The organism is Pyrobaculum islandicum DSM 4184, from assembly GCF_000015205.1.
GTDB classification, from domain to species: Archaea; Thermoproteota; Thermoprotei; order Thermoproteales; family Thermoproteaceae; genus Pyrobaculum; species Pyrobaculum islandicum.
Genome location: NC_008701.1, coordinates 1,224,944 through 1,240,887, shown reverse-complemented (window position 1 = coordinate 1,240,887; position 15,944 = coordinate 1,224,944). Strand labels below are relative to the sequence as shown.

Below are 15,944 nucleotides of genomic sequence, written 5' to 3'. Positions count from 1 at the left end.
TTACGCGTTTAAAACCTTGACTATGTCGTATGTATCTCCTCCATTACGGCCCTAAGATTTATATAGCCAGTGCTATAGTGTATATGTGATCGAGCTTGTGGTTTTGGGGCTTTTGCTCATCTTCCTCGGCTTTATACTGTTTATACTGGCAACACTGAGAGTTGCTAAAGACGAGGCCAAGAGAGCTGAGGCCGGCGGAGTCCTCATCGTGGGCCCCGTCCCCATCGTCTTTGGTACAAGCCAGCGCATTGCCACTATAACAATGGTTCTCGCCGTAGTTCTCACTCTCCTGTCTCTCCTCCTCTTCTTGCTAGCTCTCTGGCGGTAAGCCACATAATCAACGCCGCGATTACCGCAAGGACAGCTGACATGACAACAGCAATAGAAAGGAGTTGTGGCGAGCCAGCGCCGAAGCAAAATGGTATAAAAAACAAGACGATACAACCGCCGCCAGCCACTTCTACACGCCCCGCTAATGAGAGAAACGGCGCTACGAACAAAATCAGAAATCCTGTAAAAATCATCGTAAGCGCTAGGATAAACAGTCTCACATATCTATATATCTCCCAATATAAAAGCTTAATCTTACAACATGTCAAGTGTTGCCATGACACAAAACTAATAGACATCAGCTCTTCCCATCTTCGCCACAACTCCGCCTGCAGCCGCTTCACATCACCAAGCAATCTATACGCTAAGCGTAAAAACTTAGCGACCTATGTTCATACTATACCACAGCTTCTCTTTGGACAAATGCTAAATGTGCATATCTCCCCATCTCTTTCCTGGCACATCCCCGGAGGACTTCCGCCTTGGATGTACTAAGGCAAGGGACGGCCTACCTAAGACAGACGTCAGAATATAACAACTTGGCGCCGTCCCTGGATCGAGCGAGCCGTTTCGAAATAGGAGAGGTTGCGGATTCCCTGAGTCTCAGAACTCAGGAAGGCAATACATCTCACTTGAGGTGTGACTTGACAAACTCCAGTCTAGTAGCTCCAGGATAGGTATACAGCCCGCCACTTTAACTCCGCTATATGTACAGCGCCGTATCTCCTCAACGTCTCCGCCACGTCTGTAACGTGGTCTCTCTCTGCCACCACTACTAGGACTCCCTTTTTCACGTAGAAGCCTGACACCCCGGCCAGCCTCCTAAGCTCTTCCTCAAGCTGGGGTGTCAAAAAGCCGACTGCCCGAGAAAACCTCCTAGCAAGCTCTAGAAAAGTCTGGAAGTCCCCATCTATCATCGCCTCCACAGCCCGCCTCCCCTCTATTTCCAACTGCAGACGGAGACTTTTCAACATCGTAGCTGTCTCCGCCCTACGTAAATCTACTGTCGCTACAAATAGGCGGGGGCAGTCATATCCATATGCCTTTCCCACGCCGGGCGCCCCAGGCGAGGTTCTGACTACAAGACACCCGCCTGTGTATATCGCAAGGACGTCGCCCAACCCAGTCCCAGCCTCTACCTCGGCAATATGCGCTCTTTGAAACGCCTCAAGGCCGAGACCAAGAACGGCGACGTGTTTTGCGATGTTCACCACCGCCGACCCAGCGTAACCATAGCCAAGAGGATAGGGCGATTTAATATCCACCCCCGGGCCGGCCTCGAGGAGCTCGCCGTTGTATCTAACGCCGGCGCCAGAGAGATACACCTCTGCATAGTCCAAGAGGAGGCCGGCTCCCACCGACCCCGTCTCCAACGGGCTCCCACCGTAGTGGGGGAGCCAAAAGCCCGTCACGTGGTGCGGAATCTTAAGCCGCATCTCTCCTCCAGCGCCTTGACCAAGGTGTATACGACATAGTTATGAGGGGTCGCCACCCCCCGCGCCGCCCCGTACTTCATCACGGCGCCGTTTATGAAGTCTACCTCCGTAGGCCTACACCTGGCCAAGTCTTGCGCCATAGACGAGATGTTACTTGCAGTTGCCCTAGCCACGGTAAAAACGGTATCCACAGCCCCCTCCACTGGATACCCCACGGCCGCCGCCACAGCCGCTGCCTCTAGTGCCAACTTCTCGGCGAGGGCGCGAGCCCAGGGATTTTCCAACAGTACCCCATTGGGAGCTTGCAAAATAGCTGTGACTGGGTTTATCGCGGCGTTGACAACAAGCTTCGCCCAGCGGTACGGCTCAACGTCGTCTACAAGTCGCACAGCCGCGCCGCCTCTCGCAAGCGCCTCCCCCACCTCCGCAGCCTCTTTCGGGAGGATTATCTCCCCCCTGCCCCTCAGCTCGGCCCTACAGCCCTCCCGGTATACGCCGTAGGTCACTACGGCTGCCATGGCGTTTGGAAACACCTCCCGAGCCAACTCAAGCCCCCCGATGCCGTTCTGGAAGAGTACAGGCACGCCTGAAGCCACCCTAAGTGCTCCAGTTGTGTCCGGCCCCTTCACAGCAACAAGGCTATACTTCACGTCGGGGGGCGCCCTATCGATCATCTTGACTCTAAGCTTGTGGCAACTGTCGCCATTGCAGAAGATATATTCATCACACCTCGACCTAGAGACCGCATATGGCTCAAGCCCCGCCTCGTTTAGAAAATACGCCAAGAGACTCCCCACCGCCCCCAGACCAACAACGACGAACACAAATTTATAGAGGGGGGAAAATAAATCTATGCGTAGAAAGACCGTCTTAGACTTTGCCAAAGGCCGCGGGCCTTACGTCTGGATTACAGCCTACGACTACCCTACGGCTAAGGCGGTAGACGAGGCGGGGGTAGACGGCATATTAGTCGGCGACAGCCTCGGGATGGTCCTCCTAGGCCTCCCCAACACCCTCGGCGTCACCATGGAGGACATGGTTAGACACACCGAGGCGGTGGCCAGAGCAAAGCCGCGGGCCCTCGTCGTAGCCGACATGCCCTTCATGTCCTACGAGACCGGGCCAGAGGACGCGCTGAAAAACGCGGCGCGCCTCATTAGGGCGGGGGCAGACGCAGTAAAGTTAGAGGGAGGTGCCGAATATGCCCATATAGTGGAAAGGTTAGTCAAGGCAGGCATACCAGTGATGGGCCACATAGGCCTAACCCCCCAGAGGGTTCTCACAATAGGGGGCTTCAGGATGGTGGGCAAGACAGAGGAGCAGAGGCGGAAGGTGCTAGAGGACGCCAAAGCCCTTAGAGACGCAGGCGCCTTCTCCATAGTCCTCGAGTTCGTGCCTGCGTCCCTCGCCAGGGAGGTGACACAGGCCGTAGACATACCCACCATCTGCATAGGTTCCGGCCCCCACTGCGACGGCCAGATCCTCGTCCTCCACGACGTGATAGGCCTCTCGGAGAGGCCTCCCAGCTTCGCCAAGAGATACGCCGACGTTGCCGCAGCGATAAGAGAGGCCGTGTCTAAATACGCGGAGGAGGTGAGGAAAGGCCTCTTCCCAGCGAGGGAGCACTACAGGGAATGATCCCCCCAACCCACCCCCGGTACAGATCCCTCCTGGAGAGGGAGAAGATCGTGGAGGGGGCCAGGGAGGGCTACGTCGCCCTCCAGGGGCTGATCGCACAGGGCAGGGGGGAGTGCTTTGACTACCTAATCGGCGAGGAGACCCAGCCCTTCGCCCAGAAGGCAATAGAGGCGGCCGCCGCTGCCCTCCTCGCCGCGAGACATCCGGTGATTAGCGTAAACGGAAACGTGGCCGCCCTAGCTCCCGGCGACGTGGTGCGACTAGCCAAGGCCGTCCCGGCGCTAATAGAGGTCAACCTCTTCTACCGGACGCGGGAGCGGGAGGAGAAAATAGCCGAGATACTGAGGAGACACGGCGCCGAGGAGGTCCTCGGCGTGGGGGAAGACGCCTCCTGCACAATACCGGAGCTCTTCAGCGAGAGGAGGAGGGTAAGCTGCCGAGGCATATACACCGCCGACGTGGTCCTCGTCCCCCTAGAAGACGGCGATAGGACAGAGGCGCTTAGGAAGATGGGCAAGACCGTAATCGCCATAGACCTCAACCCCCTAAGCAGAACAGCCCGCGCCGCCACCATCACCATAGTAGACAACCTCACCAGAGCCCTCCCCCGCCTCGTAGAAGCGGTAGAAAACCTCAAAAAAGACCGCAACCGGATACAGGACATCCTCGCCAAATACAACAACAACGCCGTGCTGGCAGAAGCCCTACTCCACATAAAAACACGGCTAGAAAAAATAGCCGCAGAGATGCTATAGAACAACCACCCTCAGCCGTCTGCCCCCAAGCCATCACCGCCAGCAGTCGCTGATTCACGCAAGGGGGCCTTCTCCCCGTCCACGCCTTCGCCGACGTCAACGATAAGGCGTGGAGGTCATCGGCCTTCCTCAACCCGGGTGGTTGCGCCACGCGTTAGAAGCCGCGCAGTGGTCAGCCGTAAGGGCGACGGGTCTCCCAGAGGCGTCAACCCCAAGACCCGAGAGAGCAAGACATAGAGACACCAACCTCGTCGCTGTAGCTTTTGGTTCCCGTACCGCTGTAAATTGGTAGTGCAGCCAGCACGGCTCCGGGGAATTTCTCTAGGATTACGGCGTCTTTCTGGATTCCCAACTCGTCAAGAGCCTTGGCTACTGATGACGGCCCGGCTTATGCAGCTGGGTTTATGCCCACGACGATCTGGTTAGTTGCTTGGTCTACTCCAACCCCGGTGACAACTATCTTTCCACACATCTGTTTCAGTCTCTCCTGTTGCCCGCCACCTAGTAGCTTCTCTATCAGCGCCTCCATCCATTCTATCAGCTGTTTGTATGTATTTGCCTTTGAGGAAGATCAGCTCGGCGCCGTATTGTCTCGTGAGGTCTTCCACAGCCCTCATTATCTTCTCTCCGCAGGCTCTATCTGTCACCACGATGTATATCCTCGCCGCGTCTACAAAAATCCCCCAAGACACCTCTCGTAAACCTCCCCACCCGCCGCGTCGCTGTGAAACCACTGTCTCTCGTCAATCTGAAATTCGCCTCTCGCAGGGCCGGGAGCCCCAACAAGCCTCTCCAAAACACGCCTAACCACGTCGTCAACCTCAATATTCATCTTCCTCGGCAGTCTGCCATACATGTACCAGAAGGAGTCGTAGTAGTCGGGCTCCACAATCGCCAGCCCCTCGATCGCCGCATCTTGCGCAGACTGCGCTTTGCTGTCCGAGACGGCTAAGGCGTACACTGCCAAAGCCGCCGCAGCCACCACCACGCCCAACCTCATGGCCGAGACCCAGCTTTTTATACCTGATATACTGCCGGTGTATACCTACCTTTTTGAAATGCTACTCAGCCAGCGACAGATAGGACAGGCGCTATGGAGTTAATCGGCTCGTCGAAGATTCGCGGGGGTATTTCGCACCACTTGGGGTGGTGAGTTAGCGCGTGGTGAAGCCTTGTAGGTTGTTGATATGTGATCCCATGTTGCGCCTCGCCGCGTGTATTGCGTTGTTTAGGCCTACCCAGTGGCCAATTTCTCTCACTACTGATCTACAGGACAAGCGGAACTTTTGCCTTCCTCATGAGCTCTCTAAAGTCGTCGAGGTCAAGCCCGCTTATCTGCTGCGCCCTCCTCAAGTCGCCCGTCTCGATGTAGTATACAAGGGCTGCTCTAAGTCTCGGGGGTAGGCTCTCTATGAACCGCCAGTCCGCGTGTCTCCTCCTAAGCTCCCTAGCCTCTTCTTCAGACTCCATACATATTCCCAATCTCTCCTCCTAAATAAATGTAGCGTCTCCCGCTCGTATCGCCTGAGCTCCTCCTCTATGTCTCGCACCAATCCCCTTTTCCAGCCCTCAACTAAGACCTCGAAGGCCCGCCATACTGTGACGTTGAGGTTTAATACCTGCGGCGCAAAGTAAGCGCCGCCATTTTCTGTAAGCACCACGTAGCCATACATAAGCCCAGCGGCTAAACACACCGCCTCTGGGTAATCCACCGCCCTAAGCGGCCTCCTTCTGCTGGCGGCCATGACCTCCCTTGCCCTAGCCTCTACTTCCGACGTCTCGGTAAAGAGGGCGAGGGCCCCCTCGGCGAGTTTCTCCGCCACCCAATCCACGGCCGGCGGGTGTTTTATCTCCCTAAGGACCGACTCCGGTATGTGTACAACGTCGAAGATGCGGAACAGCAGATCTCTGCCCCCGTACCTACTCCAGTCTATTAGGAAAGAGGCGTCCGCTATCGCCTCCATTAGGTAACGCTTGGGATCCTCGCTCTGATCCTCAGCTCGTTGAACTCGTCCACCGTCATGCCTGCGATTCGGGAGGCGACGTATATATCGCCGGTTTCCACGTAGTATTTAAGGGCCGCCCTTAGCTTAGGCGGCTGGCTCTCTATGAACTGCCAGTCCGCGTGTCTCCTCCTAAGCTCCCTAGCCTCCTCGAGGGCCTTTAAGACCTCTTCCACATGTTTTCCACGGCGCGTGTTTTTAATTCTTTTGTCTGGAGGGCGAAGTCGTAACCGTCTACAAGCGCTTTTATAGACGCCATGACTATGTTGCTGGAGACCCCCACCGTCCGCCATATCCTGTCGCCGTTGCCGAACTCCACGGTGACTCTGACGATGCTCTCTGTGCTTTTCACCGAGCCGGGGAGAACCACCCGGTAGTCTCTTAGGGCCACTGGCCTTAGCTCTGGGAAGGACACGGTGAGGGCCCTCCTCAGGGCTACGTCTATGGCGTGGACGGGCCCCACGCCCTCCCCCGCCTCCAGCCTCTCCTCGCCGTTGACCCACACCTTGACTATGGCGTAGGCCGCCTCGCTGGGCCCAGTCACCACCCTCCACTCCACGACCCTGAACCTCTCCCTGTAGAGGCCGAGGTGCCTCATGAGTATGAGCAGGGCAGAGGCCGGCGCTAGGTCGAAAGAGTAGCCCTCCCTCTCCAGCCTCTTTATCTCGTCTAGCGCCTTCCTCACCGCCTCGTGCCGCTTGTCCAGGGGGATGCCCAGCTCCTCAGCCGCCTTCACCACTACGCTTGCGCCCCCAGCCACCTCAGACACCACGAATACCCTCCTGTTGCCCACCAGCGCCGGGTCTATATGTTCGTAAGCCCTCGGCACCTTCATGACGGCATCTGCGTGGACGCCCCCCTTGTGGGCAAAGGCGAACTCGCCAACGTACGGTTGGTATGGGTTCGGCTGAACGCCCAACGCCTCGTAAACTAGCCTAGACACCTCCCTGAGGCGGCTGTACTTCACGGGGGGCGGCTCGTCCCGTAGAACCCTAAACCCCATCTTGAGCTCCAGGGTGGGGAGGACGGCGGTGAGGTCGGCGTTGCCTGTCCGCTCGCCAATGCCGTTGATAGTCCCCTGGACGTGTCTAGCGCCGGCGGCCACCGCCATGAGTGTGTTGGCCACGGCGCAGCCGATGTCGTTGTGCATGTGGGCCCCCAGCGCCATGGCGGGGAACCTCCTCCTCACCTCGGCCGTAATTCTGTACACCTCATGCGGCGGAGTGCCGCCGTTTGTGTCGGCGAGGACCACCACCCTGGCGCCGGCTCTCCACGCCGCCTCTATGGAAGCAAGGGCGGCCTCGGGGTCCTCCTGGTACCCCTGGTAGAAGTGCTCGGCGTCGTACACTACCTCCATGCCGTGCTCCCTGAGATACTCCACGCTTTCGGCAATCATAGAGAGGTTCTCCTCCCAGGTGGTCTCTAGCACCTTCTCTACGTGGAGGGCCCAACTCTTGCCAAAGATAACAGCCACCGGCACGTCAGCTTTTATTATTGAGTTGAGACTCTCGTCGTCTTTCGGCCGCACGTTTTTACGCCTGGTGCTCCCGAAGGCCGCCAGCTTCGCCCGCGTGAGGGAGTACTCCTTCATCGCTCTGAAAAACTCGTAGTCCTTCGGGTTAGAGTAGGGCCAACCGCCCTCAATATAGTCCACCCCCAGCTCGTCCAGCTTAAGGGCAATCCTTATCTTGTCCTGGAGAGTAAAGGAGACGTTTGCCCCTTGCGAACCGTCTCTTAATGTGGTGTCTAAGACTTCTACATAATCCCCGGCATGTCTATTTAGAAAATGTAGTGTATATAAAGTTATCTATCGCCTACTCTCTTCGACATGTAATACCAAGTGCCTAGGGCTTTAGCTATGAGACGCCCCCTGCTGTCTACCACCTCGCCTTCTACAACCACAATCCTACTCCCTCTCCTCACCACAGTGCCACATACTCTAAACGGCCCCTCCACGCCTGGCTCTAGGAAGTTCACCTTAAGCTCTACGGTGACTTGATCAACCCCCTCGTTTAGAGTCAAGGCGGCGAAGCCCATGGTCTCGTCTAACACAGCCATGATAACCCCGCCGTGTAACACCCCACCTACCCTTTGTACATTTGGCGACATATTAAACTCGGCACAGGCGCGTCCCTCTGAAAGCTCCACAAGTCTATAACCGAGAAACGCCATAATAGGCTCGGCAGAGTATATAAACTTATTAACCTCCTCAACACCCATAGATAGGATCGCGTTGAGACCCATGAAAAAATAGACGAGTTTAAAATTACTCAGTCTCCGGCACCTCAGCGAGGAACTTCCTATATAGGGCGTAGAAGGCGGCGGTGGTGAACACCACTATTGACAGAACTAGAAACGCCAGTATCATGTTGACGGCGGGCATCGGGATGTCCATGTAGAAGTTGGCGAAGAGGTCGGCGGGGAGGCCCTTGTCGCCCACGATCACGAGGTTGGGGTAGCGGGCGCCGTCGTTGAGTATCTCGCCAAGCGCAACCACGAAGAGGGCTAGGGGGCCGAGGAACTTCACATGTGGCGCGATGGAGCCGGCCTTAGCCGCCCTAAGCGCCGTGTATCCCAGCGCCAGTAGGGCGACCACAGCGGCCAGCTTCACGGCGAATATGGGCAGGAAGGTGGAGTTGACCGCTTGGTAGAGGAGTGGCGAGTAGACGCCGAGAGAATGCCAATACAGTGGCCCGAATAGGAGCTGGGCTGTGAGCAGGCCGAAGCCGAATGTGAGGCCGACCCTCACGCCGCGGGGGTCTTTCTCAAGCGCCATGAGGCTAGCCACCACGAAGCCTCCGGTTGATATGACGGCGGCCACCGTATGTAGGTAGAGCGTCCAGAAGAGCGGGTTGCCGTAGGCCATCCAGCCGGGGTTAGCCCCTGTCTGGAGGTAGTAGCCGATGGCCTGTGGATGGTTGATCTCGGCGAATATGGCGCGGAAGCCGAAGGGAATGCCGAAGCCGGATAGGGCCATTATCCACATGACGATGGAGTGGGCCCTAGGGGATATCTTGCCCCATGTGTACCAGCTGATGGCGATGGCGGGTATCCTCACCATTATAGACGCTATCGCTATGGAGATGGGTATAAACAGCGTGTTTGTGGCCAGAGTGGTGACGGCAGTGAAGAAGCCGGCGAGGAAGACCGTAATTATGGTGCCCCACACGCCGCTGAATAGCTCAGACACTATGAGCACCTTGAAGGCCTTCCTGGCGAACAACTCGGCCCACACGTCGTTGTTCTTATACGCGATCCACCTGTACAGAGCCGCGATTAGGCCGGCGCCAAGCGTCATCGCGGTGAAGATTATATGTAGCGTGACGGACAGCCCCAGCCCTACGAACCCGACAAATACCGCCTCGTTCATGGGCTCTGTCCGACGCCTCTCTTCAGAAGTTCTAGGAACTTGTACTCCCTAGTGGCCACCAGATACATGGCGTACAAGCCGCCAAGGTTCACAGCGAGGATAATTAGATATAGCACGGCCAAGAAGCCGGGGCTTGTGGCGTAGGGCACCGGCGTCACCAACTCAGACGGATAGAGCAGGCCGTATACCGTCCAGGGCTTGCGGCCGATCTCTCTAACCGCCCACCCAGCCACAGCCGGGATGACAGTGCCGAGGACCAGCAGGAGGGCCAGTATAAACACCCTCCTCCTCTCGTCTCCAAGCAACTTGGCGATGGCTGTGGCTATGGCGGAGAGACCCGGCACTCTGTAGAAGTAGAAGAAGAGGACGGCGGCCGCCAAACCGCCTATGATGGCGAAGGCCACCTTTGTGTAGTACGTGGCGTGGATTAGCGGCATGTAGGCCTCGGCCCTCTGGACGTCGGCGAGGCACAGGTCGGCCAGCTTGACGGAGGCGACTCCGGATAGGTCGATGGACTTGCCCGCCAACTGCAGCGTCGAGGGTAGGCCGAGCGCTTTGGCTAGATCGCCCACAGTCTTGTTGCCGTGGCTGAGACACGCCTGTTTAAACTGGTCGAAGCCCACGATGGGCTTGTTGGGGTCGCCGTACGCGACCAGCCCGAGGATGGGGTTGGTGAAGGTCTTCTCGGCGCCCTCCATAAGCGCGAATTTGGTGGGGTTGTACTCCACCACCATCTCGCCCATGAAGTGGGCCACGATCGGAGCCTGGATCACGAACAACACGGCGAAGGCCCCGGCGAGCGGCTTCACTATCTTCAAGTACTTGGCGTCCCCAGTCTTGAAGTATCTATAGGCCCAGCCGGCCGTCGCCACCGCCATGCCGATCAAAATCGCCGCCAGGATGTTGTGGAAAACTGATGCAAGGGCGTATGGGCTGTACATAGCCACCATCGGGTCCTTGAGCACTATGCCCACCTCCTTAGCCACGCCGGGCTTCTCAACTATAAGCGAGATGGGCTGGCCTGTGACCACGGCAGCGAGCTTCACGGCCACCAGCTTGGGCACGTCCACGGCGGTGGGGCCGTACTCCGGCATGAAGGGATACAGTGCCTTAGCCACTGGGCCGGTGCCCCAGGGCGCCTGCATCCAGCTGTTCACAGCTGTGATTAACACGCCGGAGAAGTAGGCGAAGGCCGCATACAGGGCGAGGATGGCCATGCTGACCGGCGGCCTTACCCTGCCCAAGGTGACTATAAACAGGATCAGGAAGGCTATCTCGTTGGCGAAGGCTATCAGCTCAAGAGCTAGGGGGGCGAAGGCGAAGGTAGCTATCGCTAGGTTGACGCCAGGCCAAATCTGGACAAGCCCAAACTCCACTAGGGTACCCGTAATGGCGCCGAGGGCGAAGTTTACGCCGAGGACGGCGGTCATCAAGCGAGCTGCCCTGTAGTAGTCTCTGTCGCCGGTCCTCCACCACTTCCAGAGCATTACGCCGATCGCCACCGGCAGGCCGAAAGTCAGCGATATAAACACGCCGTGGAAATACACGCCCAGCGCGCTTACAGGCAGAAGCGGGTTTGGATCCGGCATGTATAAAGAATTGTATAGATTTTTAAGTTTTACCAGAAACTATTTCTCGTTCAGCGAACTCGGCACTCTTCACCTCTCTGGATAGAACCGATTCATCACGCCTAGAGTGTACACAAGTCTTTATATGGACATCTATGACATAGGGGGCCTGCCCTTGGCTCGCCTCTCTGGAACGCCTTGTAATGCGGCTCGGGGTCGTGCGGATCGACGTAGGTAATTTTTGGCGTCTTCTCCGGCTTCTGAATGTGGATTTTTACCCTCGGCCTCTGCCAGATTTTTGCCGCCACGTCCCCCTCTGCGGCCGCCATAGATCTAGCAATGCTATAGTCAAGCCCCCTGACGTATTTAAAAACGTAGACGTAGTCGCTGGCGATACCTGCGACAATGTATACTACGTAGCTTCCCCATATGTCTGAAAATCCGGCGTATGGAAGTGGCTCTGCGTAATTGTAGAAGTAGTAAGTCTCCTCGCCAAATCCCTCCGGCGGGGGCCCCCTGGCGGCTTTTCTATATCTCTCAAACTCCTGTCTTAAAGACGGGAAGATCCTCTCAATATCCTTCGGCGTGAGGCCGCGCCCCACCTCTAGCAGAGATTCGGCAGCCTTTCTGTCTCCCCTTAGAGCTTTACGTATTGTCGATTTTAAAACCGACGGGTCTACTATTTTGAGCTCCTCGGCGTATCTCACCCTATCGATAAGCGCCCTGGCAAAAACCGCCACCTCCCTCTCTGCGGCGTACATCGCCGCGTAGCGCGGACATACAACTGCGTAGCCCACTGCGTCGGCAGGCACATACCGCAGCCCATGTTTCTCCCTCTCAATGCCAAGAAGTTTTTCAAAAATGTTATATGCGCCCCTTCTCAATAGTCTACGTAATATCTCACTCACAGAGAGGCGTGAAATCATCTATATAAACCAAGTGTCTCATAGCAATATGCAGGTGGCTGAATCCGGCGAGTTTATAGTGGATAAACCCCCGGAGGAGGTGGTAAAATTGTTGAAAAATCCGGCAGCTGTGGCCCGTCTCATACCTGGCGTAGGCGGCGTGAGAGAGTCCAGCGATGAATATATCGGCGAGGTCACGGTAAAGTTCGGCCACCTCTCTGGAAGAATGACGGCGAGGTTTAAATACGCCGAGGTGAGGGACGACAGAGTAGTCGTGGTGGGGAGGGCAGAGGGTATGCAGACGGCGGCGGATTTTAAAATAAGCGTAGATGTTGAGCCAAGCGGAGACGGCAAATCTCTAGTTAAATGGCGGTTTGAGGGGGCGGCGAGGGGGCTCGTGGCGTCTCTAGCGCCCACTGTAGTAAAAAACGCGTTGAGAAAAATGGCAGAAGACGCTGCGAAAAATTTCGCTAAGTATCTGTCCCAATAGACTCTCTACACAACATAATAATTCATGTTAGTCTACGTCTAAACCTCTCTCTAAGACTTGCGGCTGTATAAACAGCCTCGGCAGTTTAATCATCTTGGGGACGAGTTTGGCATATTTATAAATCCTTAGGGCACAACATGTGATCCTCGGCCGAGTTCGCCGATAGAGTTATTGTAACATATGACAGGTAGAAGGGGCCATGTCTATGGGCTTTTTGAAAATCCCCAACATCCCTACACCAAAGGTTTATTAAAAGCGGTGATAAACCCAATAAATCCACAAGAGAAACTTGAGCCTACCCGGCACAATACCGAACCTCATAAATCCGCCACCTGGCTGCCGCTTCCACCCACGTTGCCCATACGTAATAAAGGGAAAATGCAATAGAGAAGAGCCTAAGTTAAAAGAGGTAAAAAGTGGACATTACGTAGCATGTCACTTGTACTGAGACGAGACCCCTATCTGTTTCATATATCTCATCTTTATTTCTTGTATTATCTTGGGTATGTCTATTTCCATGGGGCATACTTCTTTACAATTTCCCGCGTGGGCGCATTTTAGGGCGTGGGGGCCTGCCTCTTCTATGCCGCGTGTTATGGCAGTCCACATTACGCCCATGGGGCCTGTGTAAGGGGGTACGCCGAATTTCCCATCTAAAACACGATATATTGGACAGTGGAAATGACACCTCCCACATCTAATACAGAGGAGGGCCTCCCAGAGGACAGGGTCGCGGGCAGCCCTCCTACGGCCGTTATCCACAAGCACCACGTGAAACTCCCTAGGGCCTTGGGCAGGAGAAACTCTGTAAAACTCTATATCAGCGGTAGAGCTGGGGCCTGCGGTGATATTTACAAAGGTAGGCGGATACAAACCGGCATATGCCGCCTGTACATTAATTGCCATAAATGCGTGTATCATAGTAGGTAGGATTTTCTCTACGCCGTCGTAGACAATGTGGACAGGCGGAAGAGAAGTAGTAATCCGAATGTTCCCCTCGTTTTCGACTAGAAATACAGCGCCTGTATCAGCAGCAAGAGCGTTAGCACCAGTAATCCCTACATGCGCCTTAGTAAATTTCTCACGAAGAAACTCCCTAACTTTCTGAGCTATAGCAACAGGATCAGGTGGTACATCAACCCCCAATTTCTCTTTTAAAAGTTGGGCAACTTTCTCCCTCGTTAGATGAATAGCGGGTACTATTATGTGGCTTGGCTCGCCGTCGCTGAGTTGGACTAGGAACTCGCCGAGGTCTGTCTCCCAGACTTCGTTGCCCTCCTCCTCAAGCCGTTTTCTAAGCCTAGTCTCTATCGCCACGTTGTTCTTGCCCAACACCACAACCTTCCCCCTCCCCACTATCTTTACCACAGTCTCTCGCGCCTCCTCCGCCGTCTCCGCTAGATAAAACCTACCGCCCACCCTCTCCACAGACTTCCCAAACTCTTCAACATAACGATCTAAATTCCTCACCACCTCCTCCCTAACCCTCCTAACTTCTTTGCGCAATTCATCTAAGTGTCTGTACCTAGACAATACAGCATACGCTCTTGGCACCATGTAGTTTACTGCGCGTTCTATAGCTAATTCCCAACTCATAACTAGGCCTTAGAAAATGCCGAATTACTTGCCATGTAGAATAAATGGATAGGGGTAGAGAGTCAGATAGGCTATGCCGATTAATAGCAAGAGAAACACTAGTCCTATGGAGTATTTTAGGTTATTCCTAATCACCTCGCCTTCTCTTCTAACATATTCTGTGGTAGATACGCCAGCTGAGACTGTCTGTGGAGCCACCGGCTTGCCTAATTCACCACCGATAGTCTGTAAGCCTGGGAGAAGACCTTGGGGTAGTCCAAGCAAAGTTCCCATGGCTGCTTGGAACGGCCCAAATAATGCGTTGGACGAAGTGTTACTTCCGGTTAACGCAGCCCCGAGCCATCCTAGAAATGGAGATATAAAGATAAACCAGATACCGAGGCCCGAGGCTAAATAGGCAAGACTGTACGCCATTCCACTGAAGTTGAAAACAAATGCTAGGCTTATTACAAATATGCCTGTCAACACAGCACCCCATGTCTGTGAGAGAGTGGTTCTTAGAGCCTTAGCCACAACCTCCCTATTAGCGCCCATAATTGGAATAGTGATGAGCCACGCTACTAATGCAGAAGTTCCTGTGGCGAGAAGGTTAAATGTATAAGATACAGAGACTTTCTTCTCTAACACTTCTGAATATGCTGATACAGAAAATGTAGCGAGATTAAGCTTCATGGGCGATATGGGAGAGTTCCATAGCCCCATTACAGCTATAAATACCACTAGAGAAATCCAGGCCTTTAAGACTATACCTTTATCTTGAATATTATTTATTTTAATAGTTGTTGGTTTAATAATATTTTTTGGCTTCCATATTTTTGAAAATGCTATTATAAAAATAAAGGAGAGAATGGAGCCGATTACATCCGCAAGATAAGGTCCCATATATACAGCTGTTGTATATTGTCCAATGACATAGCCGAAAGCTCCAACAAGCCCAAATGGCCACACTTCCCTAATACCTCTCCAGCCGTCTACTACGTACAGTAATATAAATGTAATAAAGAAAGAAAGTACGGCGACTATATGCGCCGCCACCGAAGACATAAACATCAAGGGAAGCCCGGTAACTCCAGCTATAGTTATTATAGGTAACCCAAATGCGCCATATGAAACAGGCGCGGTATTGGCCACGGCGACTACTGTTATCGCCCTGAGACTTGGCAGCCCTAGCGAGATTAACATAGGGACAATATAAGCCCAGGGAGTGCCAAACCCTATCAAACCTTCTATCAATGCTCCGAGAGCCCATGCAAGAGCGAGAGAAAGTACTCTGATATCATTTACAATATTCCTCAACAGCCAGGAGGTAAATGCGTCAAGATGACCTGTGAGACGCCAGGTATTAAACCAAGTGATACCCCAAAAGATCAACCACGAAATACTCCATAAACCAAATAAAGCACCTATAAGCCATGCATACATAGTTTGATCCGGAGGCGCACCCACCAAGAAGGCAAGTAGTAATGTGAAGATGGAAGATATCAAAGTCGCTTTCCATGCCGATAACTTTAGGCCAGCCAATAATATGAAAAGAACTACAATTGGCGTTATGTCTATGATAATAGTTAACACTGGGTCACCCCAGAAGAGTTTAGGTTGTGTATATATCATGAAAATACTATACTTATCTATAATTTTAAATTTTGCATTTAAATATAGGAAATGTTATCATTTAAATGTGTATAAGAGCTATTTTTCTACATCTTTATGAACAAGTTACAAAATATGAATATATTTTTATTTTAACATATGCTATATTATTTATTTTACATCAAAAAATCATTGATAAACTCCTACATTATGCTGGACATAGATATTTATCTACATATATATTAATCAATATATGAGATTTA

The 15,944-nt window shown here is 53.9% G+C and carries 19 protein-coding genes and 1 pseudogene; 5 read left to right on the top strand and 15 right to left on the bottom strand.

What is annotated here, in order from left to right; translation table 11 throughout:
- The first annotated feature begins 85 nt into the window (after positions 1-85).
- Positions 86-328 (top strand): TIGR00304 family membrane protein, encoded by a 243-nt coding sequence (locus PISL_RS07010; RefSeq protein WP_342364419.1) that lies wholly within the window; start codon positions 86-88, stop codon positions 326-328.
- On the opposite strand, the gene PISL_RS07005 is transcribed toward PISL_RS07010, so the two are convergent.
- From PISL_RS07005 to PISL_RS06995, 3 genes are all read right to left on the bottom strand, one after another.
- Positions 282-551 (bottom strand): hypothetical protein, encoded by a 270-nt coding sequence (locus PISL_RS07005; RefSeq protein WP_011763102.1) that lies wholly within the window; start codon positions 549-551, stop codon positions 282-284. The two genes, PISL_RS07010 and PISL_RS07005, sit on opposite strands and share 47 nt — an antisense overlap.
- A gap of 438 nt (positions 552-989) precedes the next feature.
- Positions 990-1,766: a hypothetical protein gene (locus PISL_RS07000; protein WP_011763101.1), complete on the bottom strand. Its 777-nt coding sequence runs from the start codon at positions 1,764-1,766 to the stop codon at positions 990-992.
- Complete coding sequence (locus PISL_RS06995; RefSeq protein WP_011763100.1) at positions 1,739-2,590, bottom strand: ketopantoate reductase family protein; 852 nt, start codon at positions 2,588-2,590, stop codon at positions 1,739-1,741. Before PISL_RS06995 ends, PISL_RS07000 begins: the two co-directional genes overlap by 28 nt.
- Before the next feature lie 28 nt (positions 2,591-2,618).
- Here PISL_RS06995 and panB point away from each other — a divergent pair, with 28 nt between their 5' ends.
- Both panB and PISL_RS06985 read left to right on the top strand, forming a co-directional pair.
- On the top strand, positions 2,619-3,404 hold the full coding sequence (gene panB, locus PISL_RS06990) for a 3-methyl-2-oxobutanoate hydroxymethyltransferase (protein WP_011763099.1): 786 nt from the start codon (positions 2,619-2,621) through the stop codon (positions 3,402-3,404).
- Positions 3,401-4,159 (top strand): 4-phosphopantoate--beta-alanine ligase, encoded by a 759-nt coding sequence (locus PISL_RS06985; protein ID WP_011763098.1) that lies wholly within the window; start codon positions 3,401-3,403, stop codon positions 4,157-4,159. The genes panB and PISL_RS06985 overlap by 4 nt, the downstream gene beginning before the upstream one ends.
- Before the next feature lie 422 nt (positions 4,160-4,581).
- On the opposite strand, the gene PISL_RS06980 is transcribed toward PISL_RS06985, so the two are convergent.
- The 10 genes from PISL_RS06980 to PISL_RS06935 form a co-directional block, all read right to left on the bottom strand.
- Entirely contained in the window at positions 4,582-4,851 is a 270-nt protein-coding gene (locus tag PISL_RS06980; RefSeq protein ID WP_011763097.1) for a hypothetical protein, read from the bottom strand.
- The gene (locus PISL_RS06975; RefSeq protein ID WP_011763096.1) at positions 4,830-5,159 is read right to left on the bottom strand and encodes a hypothetical protein; all 330 of its coding nucleotides are present in this window, start codon (positions 5,157-5,159) and stop codon (positions 4,830-4,832) included. Before PISL_RS06975 ends, PISL_RS06980 begins: the two co-directional genes overlap by 22 nt.
- A 266-nt stretch (positions 5,160-5,425) precedes the next feature.
- Positions 5,426-5,629, bottom strand: coding sequence for a hypothetical protein (locus PISL_RS06970; RefSeq protein WP_011763095.1), 204 nt, complete (start codon positions 5,627-5,629; stop codon positions 5,426-5,428).
- Positions 5,569-6,123: a PIN domain-containing protein gene (locus PISL_RS06965; RefSeq protein WP_011763094.1), complete on the bottom strand. Its 555-nt coding sequence runs from the start codon at positions 6,121-6,123 to the stop codon at positions 5,569-5,571. The genes PISL_RS06970 and PISL_RS06965 overlap by 61 nt, the downstream gene beginning before the upstream one ends.
- A complete protein-coding gene (locus PISL_RS06960; RefSeq protein ID WP_011763093.1) occupies positions 6,123-6,338 on the bottom strand; it encodes a hypothetical protein in 216 nt (71 codons plus the stop codon). The genes PISL_RS06965 and PISL_RS06960 overlap by 1 nt, the downstream gene beginning before the upstream one ends.
- Positions 6,323-7,969 (bottom strand): citramalate synthase, encoded by a 1,647-nt coding sequence (cimA, locus tag PISL_RS06955; RefSeq protein WP_167827733.1) that lies wholly within the window; start codon positions 7,967-7,969, stop codon positions 6,323-6,325. The genes PISL_RS06960 and cimA overlap by 16 nt, the downstream gene beginning before the upstream one ends.
- A complete protein-coding gene (locus PISL_RS06950) occupies positions 7,966-8,334 on the bottom strand; it encodes a PaaI family thioesterase (RefSeq protein ID WP_245218344.1) in 369 nt (122 codons plus the stop codon). The genes cimA and PISL_RS06950 overlap by 4 nt, the downstream gene beginning before the upstream one ends.
- 94 nt (positions 8,335-8,428) lie before the next feature.
- On the bottom strand, positions 8,429-9,532 hold the full coding sequence (locus tag PISL_RS06945) for a cytochrome ubiquinol oxidase subunit I (protein ID WP_011763090.1): 1,104 nt from the start codon (positions 9,530-9,532) through the stop codon (positions 8,429-8,431).
- Complete coding sequence (locus PISL_RS06940) at positions 9,529-11,121, bottom strand: cytochrome ubiquinol oxidase subunit I (protein ID WP_011763089.1); 1,593 nt, start codon at positions 11,119-11,121, stop codon at positions 9,529-9,531. Before PISL_RS06940 ends, PISL_RS06945 begins: the two co-directional genes overlap by 4 nt.
- Before the next feature lie 101 nt (positions 11,122-11,222).
- The gene (locus tag PISL_RS06935) at positions 11,223-12,008 is read right to left on the bottom strand and encodes a hypothetical protein (protein ID WP_167827646.1); all 786 of its coding nucleotides are present in this window, start codon (positions 12,006-12,008) and stop codon (positions 11,223-11,225) included.
- A gap of 46 nt (positions 12,009-12,054) precedes the next feature.
- Here PISL_RS06935 and PISL_RS06930 point away from each other — a divergent pair, with 46 nt between their 5' ends.
- Both PISL_RS06930 and PISL_RS10905 read left to right on the top strand, forming a co-directional pair.
- Positions 12,055-12,495: an SRPBCC domain-containing protein gene (locus tag PISL_RS06930; RefSeq protein WP_011763087.1), complete on the top strand. Its 441-nt coding sequence runs from the start codon at positions 12,055-12,057 to the stop codon at positions 12,493-12,495.
- Positions 12,496-12,644: 149 nt separating this feature from the next.
- Positions 12,645-12,943 (top strand): annotated as a pseudogene (locus PISL_RS10905) (oligopeptide/dipeptide ABC transporter ATP-binding protein); the annotation flags it as partial.
- On the opposite strand, the gene PISL_RS06925 reads toward PISL_RS10905, so the two are convergent.
- Complete coding sequence (locus tag PISL_RS06925; protein WP_011763086.1) at positions 12,931-14,091, bottom strand: LUD domain-containing protein; 1,161 nt, start codon at positions 14,089-14,091, stop codon at positions 12,931-12,933. The pseudogene PISL_RS10905 and the gene PISL_RS06925 overlap by 13 nt on opposite strands.
- 24 nt (positions 14,092-14,115) lie before the next feature.
- Positions 14,116-15,702: an L-lactate permease gene (locus tag PISL_RS06920; protein ID WP_011763085.1), complete on the bottom strand. Its 1,587-nt coding sequence runs from the start codon at positions 15,700-15,702 to the stop codon at positions 14,116-14,118.
- Positions 15,703-15,944: the final 242 nt, after the last annotated feature.